General features: G+C 68.9%; 14 protein-coding genes and 1 pseudogene. 9 read left to right on the top strand and 6 right to left on the bottom strand.

Going from position 1 to position 17606, the window contains the following annotated elements; translation table 11 throughout:
* Positions 1-425 precede the first annotated feature (425 nt).
* Positions 426-1133 (top strand): hypothetical protein, encoded by a 708-nt coding sequence (locus HS104_30345; protein ID MBE7484256.1) that lies wholly within the window; start codon positions 426-428, stop codon positions 1131-1133.
* A gap of 94 nt (positions 1134-1227) precedes the next feature.
* Entirely contained in the window at positions 1228-1638 is a 411-nt protein-coding gene (locus HS104_30340) for a hypothetical protein (protein ID MBE7484255.1), read from the top strand.
* A gap of 668 nt (positions 1639-2306) precedes the next feature.
* Here HS104_30340 and HS104_30335 read toward each other — a convergent pair.
* From HS104_30335 to HS104_30325, 3 genes are all read right to left on the bottom strand, one after another.
* The gene (locus HS104_30335) at positions 2307-3332 is read right to left on the bottom strand and encodes a hypothetical protein (GenBank protein ID MBE7484254.1); all 1026 of its coding nucleotides are present in this window, start codon (positions 3330-3332) and stop codon (positions 2307-2309) included.
* A 250-nt stretch (positions 3333-3582) separates the two neighbouring features.
* Positions 3583-3918 (bottom strand): type II toxin-antitoxin system PemK/MazF family toxin, encoded by a 336-nt coding sequence (locus HS104_30330; protein ID MBE7484253.1) that lies wholly within the window; start codon positions 3916-3918, stop codon positions 3583-3585.
* Positions 3905-4129, bottom strand: coding sequence for a hypothetical protein (locus HS104_30325; protein ID MBE7484252.1), 225 nt, complete (start codon positions 4127-4129; stop codon positions 3905-3907). The genes HS104_30330 and HS104_30325 overlap by 14 nt, the downstream gene beginning before the upstream one ends.
* 478 nt (positions 4130-4607) lie before the next feature.
* On the opposite strand from HS104_30325, the gene HS104_30320 reads away from it, so the two are divergent.
* Positions 4608-6491 carry a serine/threonine protein kinase gene (locus tag HS104_30320; protein MBE7484251.1) on the top strand — a complete coding sequence of 628 codons (1884 nt, stop codon included), beginning with the start codon at positions 4608-4610 and terminating at the stop codon, positions 6489-6491.
* A 496-nt stretch (positions 6492-6987) separates the two neighbouring features.
* Here HS104_30320 and thrS read toward each other — a convergent pair whose 3' ends face one another.
* Positions 6988-8175: a threonine--tRNA ligase gene (thrS, locus tag HS104_30315; protein MBE7484250.1), complete on the bottom strand. Its 1188-nt coding sequence runs from the start codon at positions 8173-8175 to the stop codon at positions 6988-6990.
* Between the two features lie 496 nt (positions 8176-8671).
* On the opposite strand from thrS, the gene HS104_30310 reads away from it, so the two are divergent.
* The 5 genes from HS104_30310 to HS104_30290 all read left to right on the top strand — a co-directional run bounded on the left by HS104_30310 (position 8672) and on the right by HS104_30290 (position 14741).
* Positions 8672-11368: an HAD-IC family P-type ATPase gene (locus tag HS104_30310; protein ID MBE7484249.1), complete on the top strand. Its 2697-nt coding sequence runs from the start codon at positions 8672-8674 to the stop codon at positions 11366-11368.
* 3 nt (positions 11369-11371) lie between these two features.
* The gene (locus tag HS104_30305; GenBank protein ID MBE7484248.1) at positions 11372-11905 is read left to right on the top strand and encodes a hypothetical protein; all 534 of its coding nucleotides are present in this window, start codon (positions 11372-11374) and stop codon (positions 11903-11905) included.
* Between the two features lie 161 nt (positions 11906-12066).
* Complete coding sequence (locus HS104_30300) at positions 12067-12516, top strand: hypothetical protein (protein MBE7484247.1); 450 nt, start codon at positions 12067-12069, stop codon at positions 12514-12516.
* Positions 12517-12596: 80 nt separating this feature from the next.
* On the top strand, positions 12597-13514 hold the full coding sequence (locus HS104_30295) for a hypothetical protein (GenBank protein MBE7484246.1): 918 nt from the start codon (positions 12597-12599) through the stop codon (positions 13512-13514).
* Between the two features lie 672 nt (positions 13515-14186).
* Entirely contained in the window at positions 14187-14741 is a 555-nt protein-coding gene (locus HS104_30290; GenBank protein ID MBE7484245.1) for a hypothetical protein, read from the top strand.
* A 212-nt stretch (positions 14742-14953) separates the two neighbouring features.
* Here the strand turns inward: HS104_30290 and HS104_30285 are convergent, their stop codons facing one another.
* Together HS104_30285 and HS104_30280 are read right to left on the bottom strand one after the other, a co-directional pair.
* Positions 14954-16534, bottom strand: a complete 1581-nt coding sequence (locus HS104_30285) for a LamG domain-containing protein (GenBank protein ID MBE7484244.1) — start codon at positions 16532-16534, stop codon at positions 14954-14956.
* 369 nt (positions 16535-16903) lie between these two features.
* Positions 16904-17011, bottom strand: a pseudogene (locus tag HS104_30280) (DUF2497 domain-containing protein).
* Positions 17012-17057: 46 nt separating this feature from the next.
* Between HS104_30280 and HS104_30275 the strand changes: the two are divergent.
* Positions 17058-17582, top strand: coding sequence for a hypothetical protein (locus HS104_30275; GenBank protein ID MBE7484243.1), 525 nt, complete (start codon positions 17058-17060; stop codon positions 17580-17582).
* The last annotated feature ends 24 nt before the right edge of the window (positions 17583-17606 follow it).

Genomic DNA, 17606 nt, shown 5'->3' with positions numbered 1-17606 from the left:
TAACACGAAGCGTTCGAGTGTGCGCGCTCGGTTCGCGCGCGAGGATTGCGCGGTGCAGATCGCGGAGTAGTCATTTCTTGCAGGCGACCGAAGGTTCTTCGTTACTGCGCGCGCCGGCACACGGCTCGACGTCGCGGATTCTGTGTGCAAGCTCTCGATCGATCGACGACGCAGCGGAGCCGGCGCGAGGGGCGCGACGCGCGACGCCACCCGGGGTACCTCCATCTGACGCACGTCCGCGCGGAGTGCGGACAGCGGGAGAGCGAGCCCGGGTATTGCCCGGCCGACAGCTGCGCGTTGCGCGGCATCAACGTCTACGTCGCTCAGGTCGTCGACGGGCGGGACCGCCGCCGGGTAGAGCGGCTCTGCAAGTGGACGAGAAATGACCATGGACCCCAGGCATGTCGGCCCGTACGCTCGCGTGCATGCGGAGGCCCTCGGGCATCGAACGAAGGCGCCTGCGCTTCGGTGCCGTGCGAGCCTGGCGCGCGAAGACATTGGCGGCCATCACGATGGCCACGCTCGTGCTGGTGTGCCGCGTCGCTCCCGTGCGTGCCGAAGCCGAGCAGGCGGTGCCAGCGCTGCCCGTGCCGCGCGTCGGCCCGCTCGTGGGGGCGGGTTTCATGCTGAACAACGACGACTTTCCCATGCCGAACGGGTTTGGCGAGATCGGTGGGGCGGTGCGATTCGAGGTTGATCCCGTCTTTCACGGTGTCGTCGCCGTCTGGTATCAGCACCGCGTCACGAGCGAGACCTCCGAGAAGGACGCGAGTGGCACGGAAACCTCTTACAACCGATTCGATATCGTCGGCAGCACGATTCTGGCCGGTTGGTGGCTGAGCGAGTCGTTCGCATTTCGCACGGGCGCGGTCGTCGGCTACGCGTGGGTGGACCATCACAACGACGTCTGCGGCGACATTTCCTACGAGCGTCTCGCGCTCGGGCCTGCGTTCGGCTTCAGCAGCTCCTATGGAGCTCGCCGAGAGATCGAGGTGGGGCTCATGGTCGACGCAATCAACCTGCCCCGACTCAAGTGCATCGCGACGGCGAACGGTTACGGGCAGTTCAAGCTGTTCCACAAGCTCGACACGCTTTGGTCCGCAGCGGTCGCCCAGGTTGCGTACTTGTTCTGACGAATGGAAAGCAACGATCATGGAAGGCACTCACGGTCGGCGCAGCTCCCTTCGCCGCCTTCGTCTGCTCGTGGCGAGCTGCGCTCTTGGAGTGATGGTCAGCCTTGGAGCCGCGTGCAGCGCCGAAACGGTGAGCGAGACGAGCGACCCGTATGGCTGCAAACGTTACGAGGGCACTTGGATGGTCTCCTGCAACAACGCGGAAACCTGCACCGTGAGCTCTGCCAACCAAGGGTTCGACGGCTGCGACATCACATTCTCCAATTGCTCGCTCGAAGGTGTCGGCGACGTTCGCGAGGAGCGCGACGCAGGCGTCACACACATCATGCTCCGCTGGCACGTGGGCAGCAGTGGAAGTACCTGGAATAATTCCTGGTGTGAGGCCGAGGTCTCTGCTGACGTGAGCACGCTCAGCGGGAGCTGTGCGTGGGAACCGGGCTACTACTCGGGGAACTGTGCTCTCACCGCCACCAAGGCCGGTCTCGGCGATGGCGCGGCTGACTGATGAGCGCCACACCACGCCCAACGGCCCTCTGCCCGGGCGTGGATGGTGACGGATCCCGCCGCGCCACCTTCCCCTGCCGCGCGCAGCGGACGGCGCGAGTGCGGAGCACTGTGCTTCCGCGCGCTCCGCGGGCGCCGTTCGCGAGCACGGCTTTGGGGAAGGTCGCGCGGCCGGAGACAGCGCCTGGCAGTGCCTGTTCAGTGCCGCACCGTGATCGAGGACGCGCGGGTTGGGGCAGGAACACGGCCCGAGCGACGTGTACACACGCGTACGTGTCGTACGCCTACCCGGCGGGGATGGGGACGAAGCTGATCAACACCGTGGAGATCCCGGTGGTGAAGTAGCTGCCCCCACTCGCGGCGCTTCGCGCCGCGGTCTCCCCCTTACGCGGCAGCGCGCGCCGGATGACGTAGAGCCAAGACCACGGCGCCTTGCCGAGGGCGCGCGCCGCGCGCGTGGGGGAGACGCGTCGCTCCGAGTCTGTGTCGCCTCGCTTCGATGACGGCGACGTGAGCTTCCGCGCCGCTGGCTCCTGCCCGGCACCGCGGCCGGGCGCTGCCCATTTGGCGCACGACTCGCGCCAGGCGCCGTGCCTGCTCGGGTGATCGTCGCGAGAGTGGAAGGTGTGCGCAAGCGCCGGGCGCGGGGCGGAGGGGGCCGGCCTCGCTTCAGTGCAACGGCGCACGGCGCAGAAGGGTCTGCCCGCCCTTCAGCTCCAGGTAGAAAAGGTACTCGTCGTTTGCCGCGATGGCATAGGGCCAGCAGGCGCTCGCCACGGTCGTCGGCTGAGCTCCGGAGAGCGTGGCTCGCATTACACGTCCGTCGCAATCCTCCGCGAGGGTGCCTTGCTCGAGCCAGAACAACCGCTCGTGCACGACGAACTCAGCGGGGAACAGGTCACCTTCGAGCACGATGGACGCAGGGCCACCAGACACCGGCATGCGGCGAAGCGCGAACGTTCCCTTGGTCGTGCCCGCCATCCAGTACCAGAAGCCGTCACGTACTCGAGAGCTGAACATCGGGCCGCCCGGCTCGACGCCCAGGTCGGAGCAGGTGCCCGTGGCGTACTCGCATCGAGAGAGGACGCTACCGTGCAGAAAGAAGACGTGCGTGTTATCTGCGGCCGGGTCGCCGTATACTCCACCGAGAATGCTGGTGATCTCGCCCGTGAGCAGTGAATAGCGCTTGAGCTCTTGCGAATGCGCGAACCAGAGCCAGCTCGCGCCCAGTGCCAGATGCTGCGCGTTCGGTGTGAGCAGCATGAGATCCTTCACCGCGCCACCGTCAGGCGCTACCGCGCGGGTCGAAGACTGCGGCGGTGAGCCCAACTTACCGCTGTACTCCGTCCAGATCACGCGCTCAGGTGTCAGTACCATGTCAATGACTGCCGGTTTGACGTCATTCGTTACCAGACTGACCTGACCGGTAAGCGCGTCGATGCGACTTATCGTTCTGACTTCGACTGGGCTGCGCTCCGCGACGAAGACCGCATTGGAGTCGACTCGCATCGCTTCGACGAACTGAAGCGTCGCAAGCACCTCCGGTTGCCAAGGGCTCGCGTCTTCGGCGCCGTCCGGCGCGTCCTTGGCCGAAGTCTCCGCCGGCGCGTCCGCCGCCTCCGATGAAGCGTCTGTGCTGGCGTCGACTGCGCCGCTCGCATCCGGTTCGGCGGCCGCGCGATCGTCGTTGTCCACGCGACCGCAGTCTACGACGCTGAGCGCGAGGGGGAGCGCAAGGGACCCAGCAAGTGCTCTGCCGGACCAATGCCCCATGGATGCAAGCCTACACGCGCGGCCTGAGCTCGACCAGTTCGAGCTCGCGGCGGCTCACCGACACGCGAGTCGCGCCTGCCGGGACTCGTGTCCGCTCACTTCGATGACGGCGTCGTGAGCTTCCGAGCCGCAGGCTCCTGCCTGCACCGCGGCCGGGCTCCGCCCGCCCGGGTCAGGCGCGTTGCGGTGTCTCGCCTCGAAAACCACAAGCCACGAGCAGGGCAGCTTCCACCTCTGTCCAGCGCGCCTCGGGCAAAGTGGCTATCACGGCTCCGAGCCGAGTCTTTCGCGCAAGCGACACGTGATCCAGGTTGGCTGCGCAAGCGACCGGCATGCCGTCTTCAGGTGTCAAGACGACTTCGGTGTCGATGCCGCGAAGAGTGCGCGTGACCGGAGCGACGATTACTTCCGAGAGCGTGTCGATGACGCTGTCCCGAGTCATGAGGAGAACGGGACGTCGCTTGTCCGGGCTCGCGAACGTGTACCATCGGATCTCACCTCGCCGCACCGAAGGCCTCCCAACCCTCCGCGTCCCACGCGAGGGGATCTTCGTCGGTCCCGAACTCGTCGTTCGTCGGGGGCTGCGCGCGGTAGGCGACGTTGGCGGAGCGGCCCAACGCAGCCGCACGCAGCGCGAGTCTCGCCAAACGAACCTGCTCCTCGTGCGACAGCTTCTCGACGAGTGGCCAAAGGTCTCGGGCAGTAGCCGGTTCAGTCACCCGGCAACTCTATCACGCCTTCTGCCCGTGCGCGGCTGGTGACGGGTTTCGCCGAGCCACCTTCCCCTGCCGCGCGCAGCGGACCGCGCGAGTGCCGAGCACTGCGCTTCCGCGCGCTTCGCGGGGCGCCGTCCGCGAGCACGGCTTTGGGGAAGGTCGCGCGGCCGGAGACAGCGTCGAGCAGCGTCGGCGCAGTGCTGCACCGCGCTCGAGGACGCGCGGGTTGGGGCAGGACAACACCGCCACGGTCTGGGGCTGGGGCTCGGTGACCTCATGCCTATCGAGCCCCCGGAAACTCAGCGAGTTCACGTCGTGCAGCGGCCTAAGCGATCACCGATGCTCACCGGTGCGACGCGCTCCAGGTCCCGGGCCGAGCGTCGTCGCGCGGACTGTGAGTGGCGATCCGGGCGCGGGCGGCCGGAGTCGCCACTCCTTCGCGCGCTGACCGAACCCCGCGGCGTGGTAGTCTCAGCCGCCGATGGCTCGCGACGAGAGGTCTCCGGCGGCGCCGGCCCAGGACTCGCTGACCCTGGTGCGTCCGGAGCCGCGACTCGAGGGGTCTTTCGAGCAGCCCACGCAGGTCGCTCCTGCTCGCGATGTCGAGAACCCGGAGCTGGGCGAGGAGACTTTCGAACGACGGTATCGGCGCGAGACGCTGCTCGGTGAAGGCGGCATGGGACAGGTCCTGGCTTGCGAAGATCGGCGCATCGGTCGGGAAGTCGCCTTGAAGGTGATTCGCGCTTCTGCCGCCGAAGTGGCGGGGTTGCGCCAGCGCTTCCTCGCCGAAGCGCGCATCCAGGGACAGCTCGAGCACCCTTCGATCGTGCCGGTGTACGACCTCGGCAGCGGGCCCAGCGGCCCGTACTTCACGATGCGCCGCGTGCGAGGCAGGACGCTGGAGGCGGTCCTCGAGCGCCTGCGTGCGGGCACCGAGCTCGAAAAGTATCCGCGGCACCGCTTGCTCCGGGCCTTCGTCCAACTCGCCCAAGCCGTGGCCTTCGCCCACGCGCGCGGCATCATCCATCGGGACCTCAAGCCAGCGAACACCATGCTGGGCGACTACGGCGAGGTCTACGTCCTCGACTGGGGGCTGGCCAAGCAGACCGGGGAGTTCGATCCGGAGCTCACCAACGTCAACCCCGGGCCCGAGCTCGCCACGCTGGCCGGCGCCGTCGTCGGCACGCTCGGCTACATGCCTCCGGAACAGCTCCGGGGAGAGCCGCTCGACGCTCGCGCCGACGTGTACGCGCTCGGCGCCATCTTGTTCGAGTGTCTGACGCTCGAGCCGTTGCACTCGCACGACGCCAGCAACGCGCTGATCCAGTCGACGTTCGCGGGCGCGGACGCGCGCCCCACCGTGCGCGCTCCCGGGCGCGGCGTCCCGCCCGAGTTCGACGAGATCTGCGTGCGGGCGACCGCGCTCGATCCGGCCGAGCGCTTCGCCAGCGCGCGGGAGCTCGCGGACGAGGTCGATCGCTGGTTGAACGGCGACCGGGATCTCGCGCTGCGCAAGGAGCTCGCGCTCGGCCACTTCTCTGCGGCGCGAGAGGCGCTGGGGGGTCCCGGGAGCCTCGATGGGAAGCAGCGCGCGAGCGCCATCGCGGACCTCAACCGGGCCATCGCGCTCGACCCCACGAATGGCCAAGCGCTGGAGCTCATGAGCGCGCTCCTGCTGGAGGGTCCGACCGCGCCGCCGCCCGAGGCGCTGCTCGAGTTCAAGGAGTCGCTCGCGGGCGAGCGCCGGCAGATGGCGAAACTCGGAGCGATATCGTTCTCGAACTGGCTCCTGCTCTCCCCCCTGCTGTTCTGGCCCGGTATCAAGAGCTACGCGGGGTGGGTGATCCTCGCGCTGTCCATGGCCGTGTGCACCGCGCTCTGCCTCTGGCTCCATTCCAGGAAGCACGTGAGCGACATGATGGGGTTCGTCGTCCTCGTGCTCAGCACCGCTGCCATGGGCGTGCTGTCGTTGTTCCTGGGTCCGTTCATGTTGGTGCCTGCGCTCGCAGCCCAGAACACCATCTACTTTGCCGCGTTCGCGCCACGCGGGATCAAGCGCGGCGCGACCGTGGCGATCGGCACCCTCGCCGTGATCGCGCCCTTCGCGCTCGAGCTCGGGGGTGTGCTCCCGCCTTCGATGACGTTCACCGAGGGTGGGCTCTTGCTCCTACCGCGTCTGACCGAGCTTCCGTCTGCCCCCGTCCAGATCCTGTTGCTGGTCGGCTCGGTGTTCATGGTGCTCTTGCCGTCGTTCGTCCTGGCACGCCTGAACGACGAGCGCATCGACGTCAAGCTACGCCTCTTCTCCCACCTCTGGCACTTGCGCCAGCTGGTTCCCAAGGCCAGTCGCGGCGGCTCGCATTGATTCGGTGGTGAGATTCTCCGATCTTGTGCGGGTTCCCCTCCAGCAGCGCTCGATCCATGAACGCTCCGGGGTCGCCCCGCACTCGGCCCGAGGGCGCCGCCAGCCGAGCATGCGAAAGTGCGCGTGCCCGAGCAGTTGATGTTGGGCTTCGCGAAAGCGTGAGGCCTTCGCTCGCCGAGCGCCTCGCCGAAGGCGGAGGTATGACCTGCGCCGCGCGCGACGCCCGAATAGTTTCTGCCAAACCGCCCCGTCGGGGTTCGCGGGCAGCACTCGACCCAAGCTCCAACGCCGCGTACTCTTGCGCTCGGTGGGTTTTGGCAGTTCAAATGTGCTACGCGCCGCGCTGCTCATCGTCTTCGGCAACGTGATCTTCGTCGTGGCGTGCATCAACCTCTCACGCGCCAAGGGGCAGCCGTGGTACCTGCGCCTCCTGGGCCTCTCGAGCTGCCTCGGGCTGGCGGTGCTCCGGTTCGTCGTGCCCGACAAGGCCGGAAGCTCACAGAGGTGCACGGCACACGCTCCTCAGCTGGTCGAGGGCCTGCTCGAGGGGGAGCGCATGGCGTTCTCGTCTGGAGCGTACTGACAGGCTCCGCTCCCGTTGCTCCCGCGCGCCGACCACGGCGAACAGCGGCACGCCGGCCTCGTGGGCTGCGGCCACCCGGCGCGAGAGCGACTCCTCGCCGGCGTCGAGCCGGACGCGGAGCCCCCGCGCCCGCATGCTCTCCACTACCTCCAGCGCGTAGGCGTGCTCGGCGCCGGACACCGGCGCCACCACCACCTGCTCGGGCGAGAGCCACTCCGGCACCGCGCCGGCGTGGTGCTCGAGCAGGATGCCGAGGAAGCGTTCGAAGCTGCCGAACAGCGCCCGGTGGAGCATGGCGGGCCGGCTCCGGCCGCCGCCCCGCTCCACGTATTCGAGCTCGAAGCGCTCCGGCAGCACGAAGTCCAGCTGGATCGTGCCGCACTGCCACGAGCGACCGAAGCGGTCCCGAAGCGCGAACTCGAGCTTGGGGCCGTAGAAGGCACCGCCTCCGGGTTGCTCTGCGAACGACAGCCCTGCACGACGCGCGCTCGCGGCGAGCAGCGCCTCGGCACGGTCCCACGTCGCGTCCGAGCCGGCGCGAGCCTCCGGGCGCAAGGACAGCGCCACCGCCACGTCGTCGAAGCCGAACGCGCGGTAGAACGCCATCAGGCCCTGGCAGAAGGCCACCACCTCGTCTTCGATCTGGTCCGGCGCGCAGAACACATGACCGTCGTCTTGCGTGAACTGGCGCAGGCGAAATAGCCCGTGGAGCGTGCCGCTCGGCTCGTCGCGGTGCACCAGGCCGAGCTCGGCGAAGCGCACCGGCAGGTCGCGGTACGAAGGCGCGAGCTGGCGGAAGAGCTGCGTGTGCGCCGGACAGCTCACGGGCTTCAGCGCCACGTCTCGCTCCGGCAGCACGAACAAACCTTCCGGGAAGCTCTCCCAGTGGCCGCTCCGCTCCCAAACGGACCGGGCGAGCAGCTGCGGCGTGCGCACCTCGCGGTAGTCGTGTGCGGCGATCTGCCGGCGCACTGCCTGCTCCAGCTCCCGGTAGAGCGCGAAGCCGCGCGGGTGCCAGAACACCATTCCAGGGGCTTCCTCCTGGAAATGAAACAGATCGAGGCGTTTGCCGATTCTCCTGTGATCGCGTTCGTCGAGCATGGTCGTTCTCCGTCAGGGCCGGGCCGGCGGAGCGCACGAAGCCAAGATGCTCGAAAGCCCCGTCGGGTAATCCCGGCGGGGCCAGTTTCAGGGGCGCTCTTCCTTCGTCACCGCGCGCGCACGAAACCGCTCCCGCCGAAGCAGGTAGTGGTCGTGACGGTCGCCGCACGCAGGAACATCGCTCGACTTTTATGAACCTTGGCTTCGTCGGTGTCAAGTCGCGGGAGCAAGTTGGCAGTCTCGATCGGGTCTCCCCGAGTCGAGCTGCGTCGTCACCACCGGCGGGGAAGTGGTGACCCGGGGACGGGGCGGTGGAGAGGTACTGGGCCGCACAGGAGCAAGTGCCATCGATGGACGACCCGGCGGGCATCGAGCAGATCCGGCGCGCGGTGAGGCGCGACGAGAATTGGCAGCCGCTCTCTCCGCGCAGTCCTTGCGCACGTCGGGTCCAGGGGAACGGGTTGCTCTACGGGCTGCCGGTCCCAACGCTGTGCACATGGAGAGCCCTGCCCGGAAGGCTCCTTGCTGGCACGCCGAATCGGCCGCGCGAGTCGCCGAGCTCTTGGGAACCTCGGCACCCGCCGGCCTGACTCGCGAGGAGGCGTCGGCACGTCTCTCCCGACACGGTCCCAATCGACTGCTCCGGCGTCCGCCCAAGCCCGGCTGGCGGCTGTTCGCAGAGCAGTTCAAGAGCTTGCTGATCGTCGTGTTGCTCGTCGCTTCGGTGCTCGCGGCGCTCATCGGTGACGTGAAGGACGCGGTCGTCATCCTGGCAGTGGTCCTGCTCAACGCGTTCCTCGGCTTCCGCCAGGAGCACCGAGCGGAGGCGGCCGTGGCCGCGCTCAAACGCATGCTCGTGGGCAAGGCCCGGGTCCGCCGCGAGGGGTCCGTCGAGGAGATCGACGTCGAGCTGATCGTGCCGGGCGACGTCGTCCTGATCGAAGGCGGCGACCGCATCCCCGCCGATGGGCGCGTCGTGGAGAGCCACGGTGTCGAGGTGGACGAGTCCGCGCTGACGGGCGAGTCCCACGCGGTGGAGAAGCGGTCGGACGACGTACTGGCCGCGGACACCCCGCTGGCGGAGCGCTTCAACTTCGTCTTCATGAACACCGTGGCGACCCGCGGCCGGCTCGAGCTGGTGGTCACGGAGACCGGGATGAGCACCGAGATGGGGAAGCTCGCCGGCATGCTGGCAGAGGCTGGCCCGGCTGCCACGCCGCTTCAGGTCGAGCTCGATCGCCTCGGGAAGCGCCTGGCCTTGGTCGCGGTCACGGTCGTCAGCATCGTGCTGACGATCGACGTGCTTCGCGGTCAGCCGCTGCTCAAGGAAGTGATGGACGCCATCGCGCTCGCGGTGGCTGCCATTCCCGAAGGGCTCCCCGCGGTCGTGACCGTCACGCTCGCGCTCGGCATGCAGCGCATGGCGAGGAGCCGCGCGATCGTGAAGAAGCTCTCCGCCGTCGAAACCCTCGGATGCACGACGGTGGTCTGCTCGGACAAGACCGGCACCCTGACCATGAACCAGATGACCGCTCGGGCCGTCTGGTTCCAGGGCCGGCGCTTCAGCGTGACGGGGGACAGCTACGGCAGAGAGGGCCAGATCCACGGCGCCGAGTCCACGGACCTCGGACCGCTCACCCGACCCGTGGCGTTGTGCAACGAGGCACAGATCCGTGACGGGTCGCTGGTCGGCGACCCGACCGAAGGCGCCCTCCTGGGGCTCGCTCTCAAGGCGGGGGCCGACCTGCACGCGCTGGCCCGGGAGCTGCCGAGGATCGACGAGCTCCCGTTCGACTCGGCGACCAAGCTCATGGCGACGCTCCACCGTGACGCGGACCGGGTGCTCGTGCTGGTGAAAGGCGCCCCCGACGTCGTGCTCTCGCGGAGCGTGCAGGTGCTCGGAGCGAACGGGGCCGCGCCGCTGGACGACGAGATGCGCAGCACGATCGCGGCGGAGTCGGAGCGCATGGCTGCGCAGGCCATGCGCGTGCTCGCCGTGGCGGAGCGCCGCATCGAGGGCGCGGAGGTTCGGCCCGGGAGTGCGGGGCGGCACGTCACCGATCTGACGTTCGTGGGTCTGATCGGGATCGTCGATCCCCCCAGGCCCGAGGCCCGTGCCGCCGTCGCCCGGGCGGCTGGCGCCGGCGTGCGCGTCAAGATGATCACCGGCGACCAGAAGGCTACGGCCCTGGCCATCGCCTCGGAGATCGGCATCGCCGGACAGGCGCTCACCGGGCCCGAGATCGAGGCGATGAGTGACCAGGACCTGGCCGCCGTTGCACCGGGCACCGGCGTCTTCGCCCGGGTTTCGCCCGAGCACAAGCTGCGGATCGTGCGAGCTCTGCAGGCCAACGGGCACGTGGTGGCGATGACCGGAGACGGCGTGAACGACGCGCCGGCGGTCAAGACCGCCGACATCGGAATTGCCATGGGCCTCACCGGCACCGAGGTGACCAAGGAGGCCGCCGCGATGGTGCTCGCCGACGACAATTTCGCGACCATCGTCCGCGCCGTCGAGGAGGGGCGCACCATCTACGACAACATCGTCAAGTTCGTGCGCTTCCAGCTGTCGACGAACATCGGCGCGGTGCTCACCGTGACCGGCGCTTCGCTCCTCGCATTGCCGTCGCCGTTCACTGCCATCCAGCTGCTCTGGATCAACATCATCATGGACGGTCCGCCAGCCATGACCCTGGGCCTCGACCCGCCGCGGCCCGGAATCATGGCGCAGCCGCCGCGCCAGCGCGGGGAAGCGATCCTCACCTGGCGCAGGTTCGCGGCGCTGTTCTTCTACGGAACGACGATGGCGGTGGGGACGCTCTTCGCGTTCCAGCACGGGCTGGCGGAGGGTGGGGAGCGCTACGGGCTGACCCTGGCCTTCACGACCTTCGTGCTGTTCCAGATCTTCAACGTCTTCAATGCGCGCGCCGAGGGGTCCACCGCGCTGGCCCGATCCAGCTTCTCGAACTGGCGCCTTTGGCTGGCGCTCTCGGGCGTGATGCTGCTGCAGATGATCGTCGTGGTGTGGGCGCCGGCTCGGCTGCTGTTCGGGACGGAGGCGCTGTCAGCGCGTGACTGGCTCCTGGCGGTGGCCATCGCTTCCGGGATCCTGCTGGTCGAGGAGCTCCGAAAGTCGATCGGCAAGCTGCTGGCTCCGCGCCGTCCGGTGGCCGCCGCCCGCGCCGCGGGGTGAGCGATGTTGGACGAGCCTCAGCTGTTCTTGCGAGAGAGACCCGTCACGTTGAACATCGCGCCCAACCCCAGCCAGAACGGCACCGGAACCATCAACGTGCACTTCACCGCGCAGTGCGCGTACACCAAGCCCGACGGGACGCTCTGGCTCGAGATCAAGTCCATCATGTCCGACAATCCGCACCTGGGCTCGCTGACCCAGGAGTCCTGCCCGGTGGATTGCGGATACTTGGCGATGCCGCCGAACCCGTCGACGACTTCGGGACCCGAGCGCGGCACCCATCTCATCTTCCCCAACCTCGCGATCTTGAGCTCGGAAGGTGCGTTCACGGTCACGAGCGGCGCGCTCAAGATCGGCAGCGACGTTCCGAACAAGGCCGCCTTCATCGTCGGGGATCCAGCGTTCTCAGCCGCCGGAAAGCCGGACGGTTGCGTCGTCGCCACACGGACGTTCAAGACGACAAGACCTCGCTCTGACTCTGGCGCGATCGGGCGCGTGGACGGCACGGTCACGGTCGCGCTGGGAGGGCGCGCGTAGACTCTGGCAAGACACTCGGGCCGCGTGTGCTCGGGGGCCTCCGCCACCGCTCGCCGAAGCTGCCGCTGCATCCACACCCGAAGCTAGGGGGGGCGCGGGCGGGTGCATCGCGAGCCTGTCGCGACTTCGCGAGGAGCGCCAGCTCTGCTAGGGTCCCGAGCATGTCGCTTGGCCTGCCGCGTGAAGCCTTTCTGTCCATCGCCACCGTCGGCTGGGCCGACGGCTGGATGAGAAAGAACGAGATCGATGGGCTCCTGCGCGCCGCTCAGGCCTGCGGCGTGTCCGAGGCCGATCGCATTTCGATCGCCGCTGCGGCGAAGGAAGGCGTGGATCTCGACACCGTGGACTTGGGCGCGCTGGGCGACTGGGAGCGGGCGCTCACGTATGCCATCGCGGCATGGCTGGCGAAGCTCGACGGCGTCGCCAACGCCCAGGAGCTGAAACAGCTCCAGATCCTCGGGCGGCGCCTCGATCTTCAACAACGCCAGCTCGACTTGGCTACGTCCGCGGTGATGGACATCGCCATTCTCCCCGAGGGGCATCGACCGGAGAAGTTCGATTTCGACGCGCTCGCCACTCGCCTGCGCGAGAAGTTACCGCTGCTGAAGTAGGCGCCCGGCGTTCCCGGTAGCAGAAGCACTTGCAGCGGCCGCAGGCGGCGTACTCGAGAGTGCTGTAGCCTCCGGACGTGGTGAGCACACCCGTCGTCCTCTCCTTGGTGGTGATCGCGTGCGCATTCGCCTTCGGCGTGATCGGGGCGCGCCTGCGTCGAGACGACATTGCCTTCTTCGTCCTGCTGCTCGTCGTGACGCTGCTGCCCGCGGTGTGGATCCCGCGCTTCTGGCGCGACATCGTCGTGTGCGGCGGCATCGCCGCTTTGCTCTGGGCCGTCGGAAGCTCGTTCTGGGACAGGCTCGGCTGGAGCGCGGGCGTCAGCGTTCCGCTCTACCTCCTTTCCTGGATCGTGCCGGGCGGCGCCAGCGTGATCTTGACGGGTCTGACTCTGGTCGGGGTCTGGGTGAGCGGACACCGCAGCTACCAGCGCCTGCTGCGCCTCCGCCGCGCCACGGCGCTCGATCCGAACGTCCAGAGCGATGCTCTGGTCGAGATCGGTGGAACCGTCTTGCCGGCGCGCGTGCAATCGTCGCTGCCGAACGTCGACCTGTCCCGTGCTGGCGGCTTTCGGCTGTTGGGCAACCCCGAGAAGCTGAGCCAACCCGAGAACGTCGAGCTCACCACGCCGGCGGGGCTCGTGCTGGTCCAGCTTGCCTCCGTCGAGCTTCAGGACGTTCGGTTCGCGGTGCCGAGCCAAGAGCACGTCGCGGCGTGGCGCACCGAGCTCGGACTCGACGAGTCGACGCACCCGATGCTGGAGGTCATTGACGCCGACGAGCTCGCGTACGTGATCGGCACGCCGACCTGGACTCGAGCCTCGGAAGGTGGCGGCTACCGCAACACCCAAATGGTCCCCGTCTTCGGCAAGGGCTCGACGCTGTACCAGTTGTCCGAGTCCGAGGTCGACGCGCGGACGCGGTGGAACCTGGTCCTCGCCGTCGGCTTCGCCGTTGCCGCAGGCGCGGTCGGCGTTACCCATGCGTTTGGTCAGTGAGCAGGCGTCAGGGTTCGAGCAGGCCGTGAAGGCGACGGGCGTCGCCCCCAAGATGGCCTCGAGCGCGCTCGAGCAAGTGGGCGTGCCCTCATCCCGCGTCTGGTCGCCGCGGTCCCCCCACCACGCTGGCACTTTTCGCCAATTCGGCGTTCTGTCGAGCCACTCCTCGCGACGGCAGCTCGTCGTGCCCAAGCCCCCGCCCGACTGCCCGCGCATGAGCCCCCGCCCGCTCGCGGCGACCAGCTCGAGCTGCTCGGCGAGCATGACGAGTCTCGGGCGGTAGGGGTTTCAGTCACTCGGCAGCGCTATCACGCCTTCCATCCGTGCGCGGCTGGCGACGGATTCCGTCGCGCCACCTTCCCCTGCCGCGCGCAGCGGACGGCGCGAGTGCCGAGGACTGCGCTTTCGCGCGTTCCGCGGGGCGCCGTTCGCGAGCACGGCTTTGGGGAAGGTCGCGCGGCCGGAGACAGCGCCGGGCAGTGCCGGTTCAGGGCCGCACCGCGCCCGAGGACGCGCGGGTTGGGGCAGGCAGCACCGCCACCGTCTGGGGCTGGGGCTCCGTGACCTTCGGCCCGAGCTCGGCTCCACCGGTCGCACACCGCCCGCGTCGGTGCTATGGGCGTCCTCGGGTGCCCGCCGGCACGCGGGGCTGGGTGGACAAAGGTTTCTCGAATGTCGCGTTCGACGCTCGCTTGGGTGACGCTGACGGCCGTGTTTGCGGTATGCGCGACCGCCGTGGCGAAAGGCAAGACCGCGCGCGGTCACTGTCGCTGGGGAGGCTTGACCGATGCCGCCGGGCACCGTGTCCGCTGCCTCACCAAAGCCGAGGCGCGTGACCTCTCCGAGGAGTCGCAGAAGGACGAGCCGACGGCCGCGGACGAGCCGACGGCCGCGGACGAGCCGCCGAAGAAGCGCCTGCCTTGGGTGGAGCTCCGGACTACTTTCCAGAAGGGCAAGACAGGTGGCGCCACACCGCGGCTCTCCAAGAACGCCATCGTGTACGCGCGCTGCGTCGCCGACAACGGCGGGCTGAAACGAGCATCGGCGGAGGTGCGAATCCAGTTCCACGTATCGCGCTCCGGCCGGGCGCGCGACGTGTCCGTTTCCAAGCGCCGCTCCGTGGCTCCGGCCGCTGCCCGCTGCATTGCCGCCGCCATCGAGGGCGCGTTCGTCGGCACGCCGAAGGAGCAGCCGACCGTGGGCACGGCGGTACTGCGCTTGCGCTGACCCATCCCCACGTCCGCTGCAGCCCAAGTGGCCGAGGCGACCCCCGCAGTCGTCGCAGAGTGAGGCGCGGGCGGCTGCCCATCCGCTGCCGATCATCCCCTGCACGCGCCGATCAACGCGACCACCGTGTGGGTGATGTTCGTCGACCCGATGACCGCGACCACGAAGCTGCTCGGCGTCCCCAAACCGTAGCTTCTGCATCCCGGCCGTCGTCACAAGGTTCCGGCGATGATGCTGGCGATCTGGGCCGGCGTGAGCGCGCTCTGCCAGACACGGTAGCGGTCGAAGCCGACGCTCGCCGAGTTCGCCGTGGTGGCGCGGCCGAGGACCGTGAAGGTCGAGCCCATCGCCACGGAGCCGGAGTACGCCGAGCTGCCTGCGAGCGTGCCGTTGACGTAGAGGCGGCCCTGACCGCCCGCCGCGTCGAGCACGAAGGCAATGTGATGCCACTGGCCGTTCTGCAGGTTGCCGGTGTAGGTCACGTCGGCGCCGCCGGGCACGGAGCGCACCATCACGCCGGCGTTGGCCACACCGTTGGTGAACGCGCGGAAGCTCGTGCCGCCGTCGTACCACATGTACGAGGTGCCGGTGCCGGAGACGAACTTCCAGAAGAACTCGATGGTGGCGGTCGTGAGCGTGGTGGTGATGCCGTGCGTGACGTGGTTCACGCTGCCCGACGGGTTGAGCAAGTGGAAGCTCGAGCCCGGGGCGCCGCCCCCGGTGGTCCAGGTCATGGTACCCACGATGCTGCCGGCGGGCTGGCCGGGTGCCAGGTTCGGCACATTCGTGCCAGAGCTCTGCTCGAGCTCGTAGTGGATGAGCTGCGCGACGGTGCTGCAGCCCTCGTTGGTCTGGCCGTCGCAGTCGTCGTCCAGCGAGTTGCTGCAGATCTCGCTGGGCGCCGGCTGGTTGGTTTGCTTGCAGGTCACCGCTCCGGTCGTGCAAGTCAGCGTCCCCGACGCGCAGATGCCCTGCTTGCCGGTGTTGCACGCAGCGCCGCCGCCCGGGTTCCCGTCGTCCACGCTGCCGTCGCAGTCGTCGTCCACGGAGTTGCACGTCTCGGCCTTGGGCAGCACTGCTCCGGTGCAAGCGGCCCACTGTCCACCACTGCAGGCCTGGGTGCCGGCCTTGCACGCGCCGACGCCCTGCGTCCCCGCCGGACCGCTGTAGCAGGGCTGGGTCTGGCCGGTCGTGCACACGCACCCCTCGTCGATGGTGCCATCGCAGTCGTCGTCCACGCCGTCGCACTTCTCCGTCGGGCTCGCCGTCTTGGGCGTGCACGCGACCGGGACGCCATTCACGCAGTTGGCCGTGGTGACCGAGCACGCACCCTTGCCACAGGTCGTCTGCCCGAAGCCTTCGTCGGCGAGCCCGTTGCAGTCGTCGTCGAGCCCGTTGCACGCCTCTGCCGTTGCGGCCACGACTTGCCCCTGGCAGGAGCCCCACTTGCCGCCGGCGCAGTCCTGCACGCCGGCCTTGCAGATGCCCACTCCCTCCGTTCCCGGGGGGCCCGCGTAGCACGGCTGCTGTTGCCCGTCGTTGCACACTCCGCCGCCACCCGTGCCGCCGCTCTGATCTCCCGCCGCTCCGCCCAGACCCCCGCTCGACACCGTGCCACCCGCGCCCCCGGTGCCGCCGCCCGCAGCGCCCGAGCCGCCCGCACCGCTGGTGGCGCCCGCTCCTGCCGCTCCGCCTCCGCCCGGGTCGCCCACGCCGCCGGTGCTCGCACACGCTGCGACGACGACGAGCAACGAGGTCCCCGAGAGCGCGCGCAACCAGGAAATGACCCGCATGGCAACCCTAGTTCTAGCAGAGCAGGGTCCGGAGCGCATGACGCTCGCCAGCTGGCGAGATCGAAGTAGCTCGTCCGAGCGGCGCCTTGGTGGGCGCTCTCGACTAGTGTGAACGCAGCTCAACTGCGCCGGGTTTTGCAGTCATGCGGACCGCGACCGGGGACGCGGATATACTCCGAGCATGGCGGCGGACCGGGCTCGCGTCGGAGCACTAGCGCTGGCGCTGTCCTCGACTGCGTGCTCGCTGAACGATCTGGACGAGACGCTCGGCAAACCCTCCGACGCTGCCGTTGCGAGCGGGGGCGCTGACGGCGGGGGGCAGGGAGGGCTGATCGGCAGCGGGGGCTTCCCGAGCGCTGGCAGCGGTGGCGGGGGAACCGGCGGTGGCGGCGGTGGCGGGGGAACCGGCGGTGGCGGCGGTGGCGGGGGAACCGGCGGTGGCGGCGGTGGCGGCGGCGGCGGCGGTAGCGGCGGCAGTGGCGCGAGTTGCGGTGCGGGCGAGAAACTCTGCGGCGGCTCGTGCGTGTCCAAGAGCGCAGCGAACGGCTGCGACGCCGCTGACTGCGCGGCTTGCTCGGTCCAGAACGGGAAGGCAGCGTGCGTCGCTGGCCAGTGTGCAGTCGGCCAATGCAACGGGGGTTTCGCAGACTGCGACAAGAGCGCGCAGAACGGCTGCGAGACACCCCTCGGCACCAGCGTGCACTGCTCGAGTTGCACGGATGTGTGCAGTGCCCCGACCGGGACAGCGGCGTGTGTGGCTGGCGCGTGCAAGATCACGGCCTGCCCGTCGCTGCGAGCTGACTGCGACGGGCTCGTCGGCAACGGCTGCGAGGCCGACCTGACCACTCCCTCGACGTGCACCACCTGCACGAACAAGTGCGCGCCAGCGTTCGATTGCGCGAAGCCACCCACCGGCCCGCACCTCTGCGCATGCAGCGGCGACGCCAGCTGTCTGAATGGCGGGACCTGCTACCTCGGCATCTGCGTCTGCGGTGGGACCCCTTGTCCGGGCAATCAGCGTTGCACGCTCATCGGCACCTGTTTCTGAGGCGCCGGCAAGCGGCGTGCATTC

The sequence above is a fragment of the Polyangiaceae bacterium genome, from assembly GCA_015075635.1.
In the GTDB taxonomy this organism is placed as follows: domain Bacteria; phylum Myxococcota_A; class Polyangia; order Polyangiales; family Polyangiaceae; genus JADJKB01.
This window is presented reverse-complemented; position numbering and strand designations above follow the sequence as displayed.

Bases quoted from the DNA above. Each gene is read 5' to 3' on its own strand.
- HS104_30300 (MBE7484247.1), top strand. From the start codon at position 12,067: ATGTCGCTTGGCCTGCCGCGTGAAGCCTTTCTGTCCATCGCCACCGTC.
- HS104_30285 (MBE7484244.1), bottom strand. From the start codon at position 16,534: ATGCGGGTCATTTCCTGGTTGCGCGCGCTCTCGGGGACCTCGTTGCTC.
- HS104_30305 (MBE7484248.1), top strand. From the start codon at position 11,372: ATGTTGGACGAGCCTCAGCTGTTCTTGCGAGAGAGACCCGTCACGTTG.
- HS104_30290 (MBE7484245.1), top strand. From the start codon at position 14,187: ATGTCGCGTTCGACGCTCGCTTGGGTGACGCTGACGGCCGTGTTTGCG.
- HS104_30340 (MBE7484255.1), top strand. From the start codon at position 1,228: ATGGTCAGCCTTGGAGCCGCGTGCAGCGCCGAAACGGTGAGCGAGACG.
- HS104_30345 (MBE7484256.1), top strand. From the start codon at position 426: ATGCGGAGGCCCTCGGGCATCGAACGAAGGCGCCTGCGCTTCGGTGCC.
- thrS (MBE7484250.1), bottom strand. From the start codon at position 8,175: ATGCTCGACGAACGCGATCACAGGAGAATCGGCAAACGCCTCGATCTG.
- HS104_30310 (MBE7484249.1), top strand. From the start codon at position 8,672: ATGGAGAGCCCTGCCCGGAAGGCTCCTTGCTGGCACGCCGAATCGGCC.
- HS104_30320 (MBE7484251.1), top strand. From the start codon at position 4,608: ATGGCTCGCGACGAGAGGTCTCCGGCGGCGCCGGCCCAGGACTCGCTG.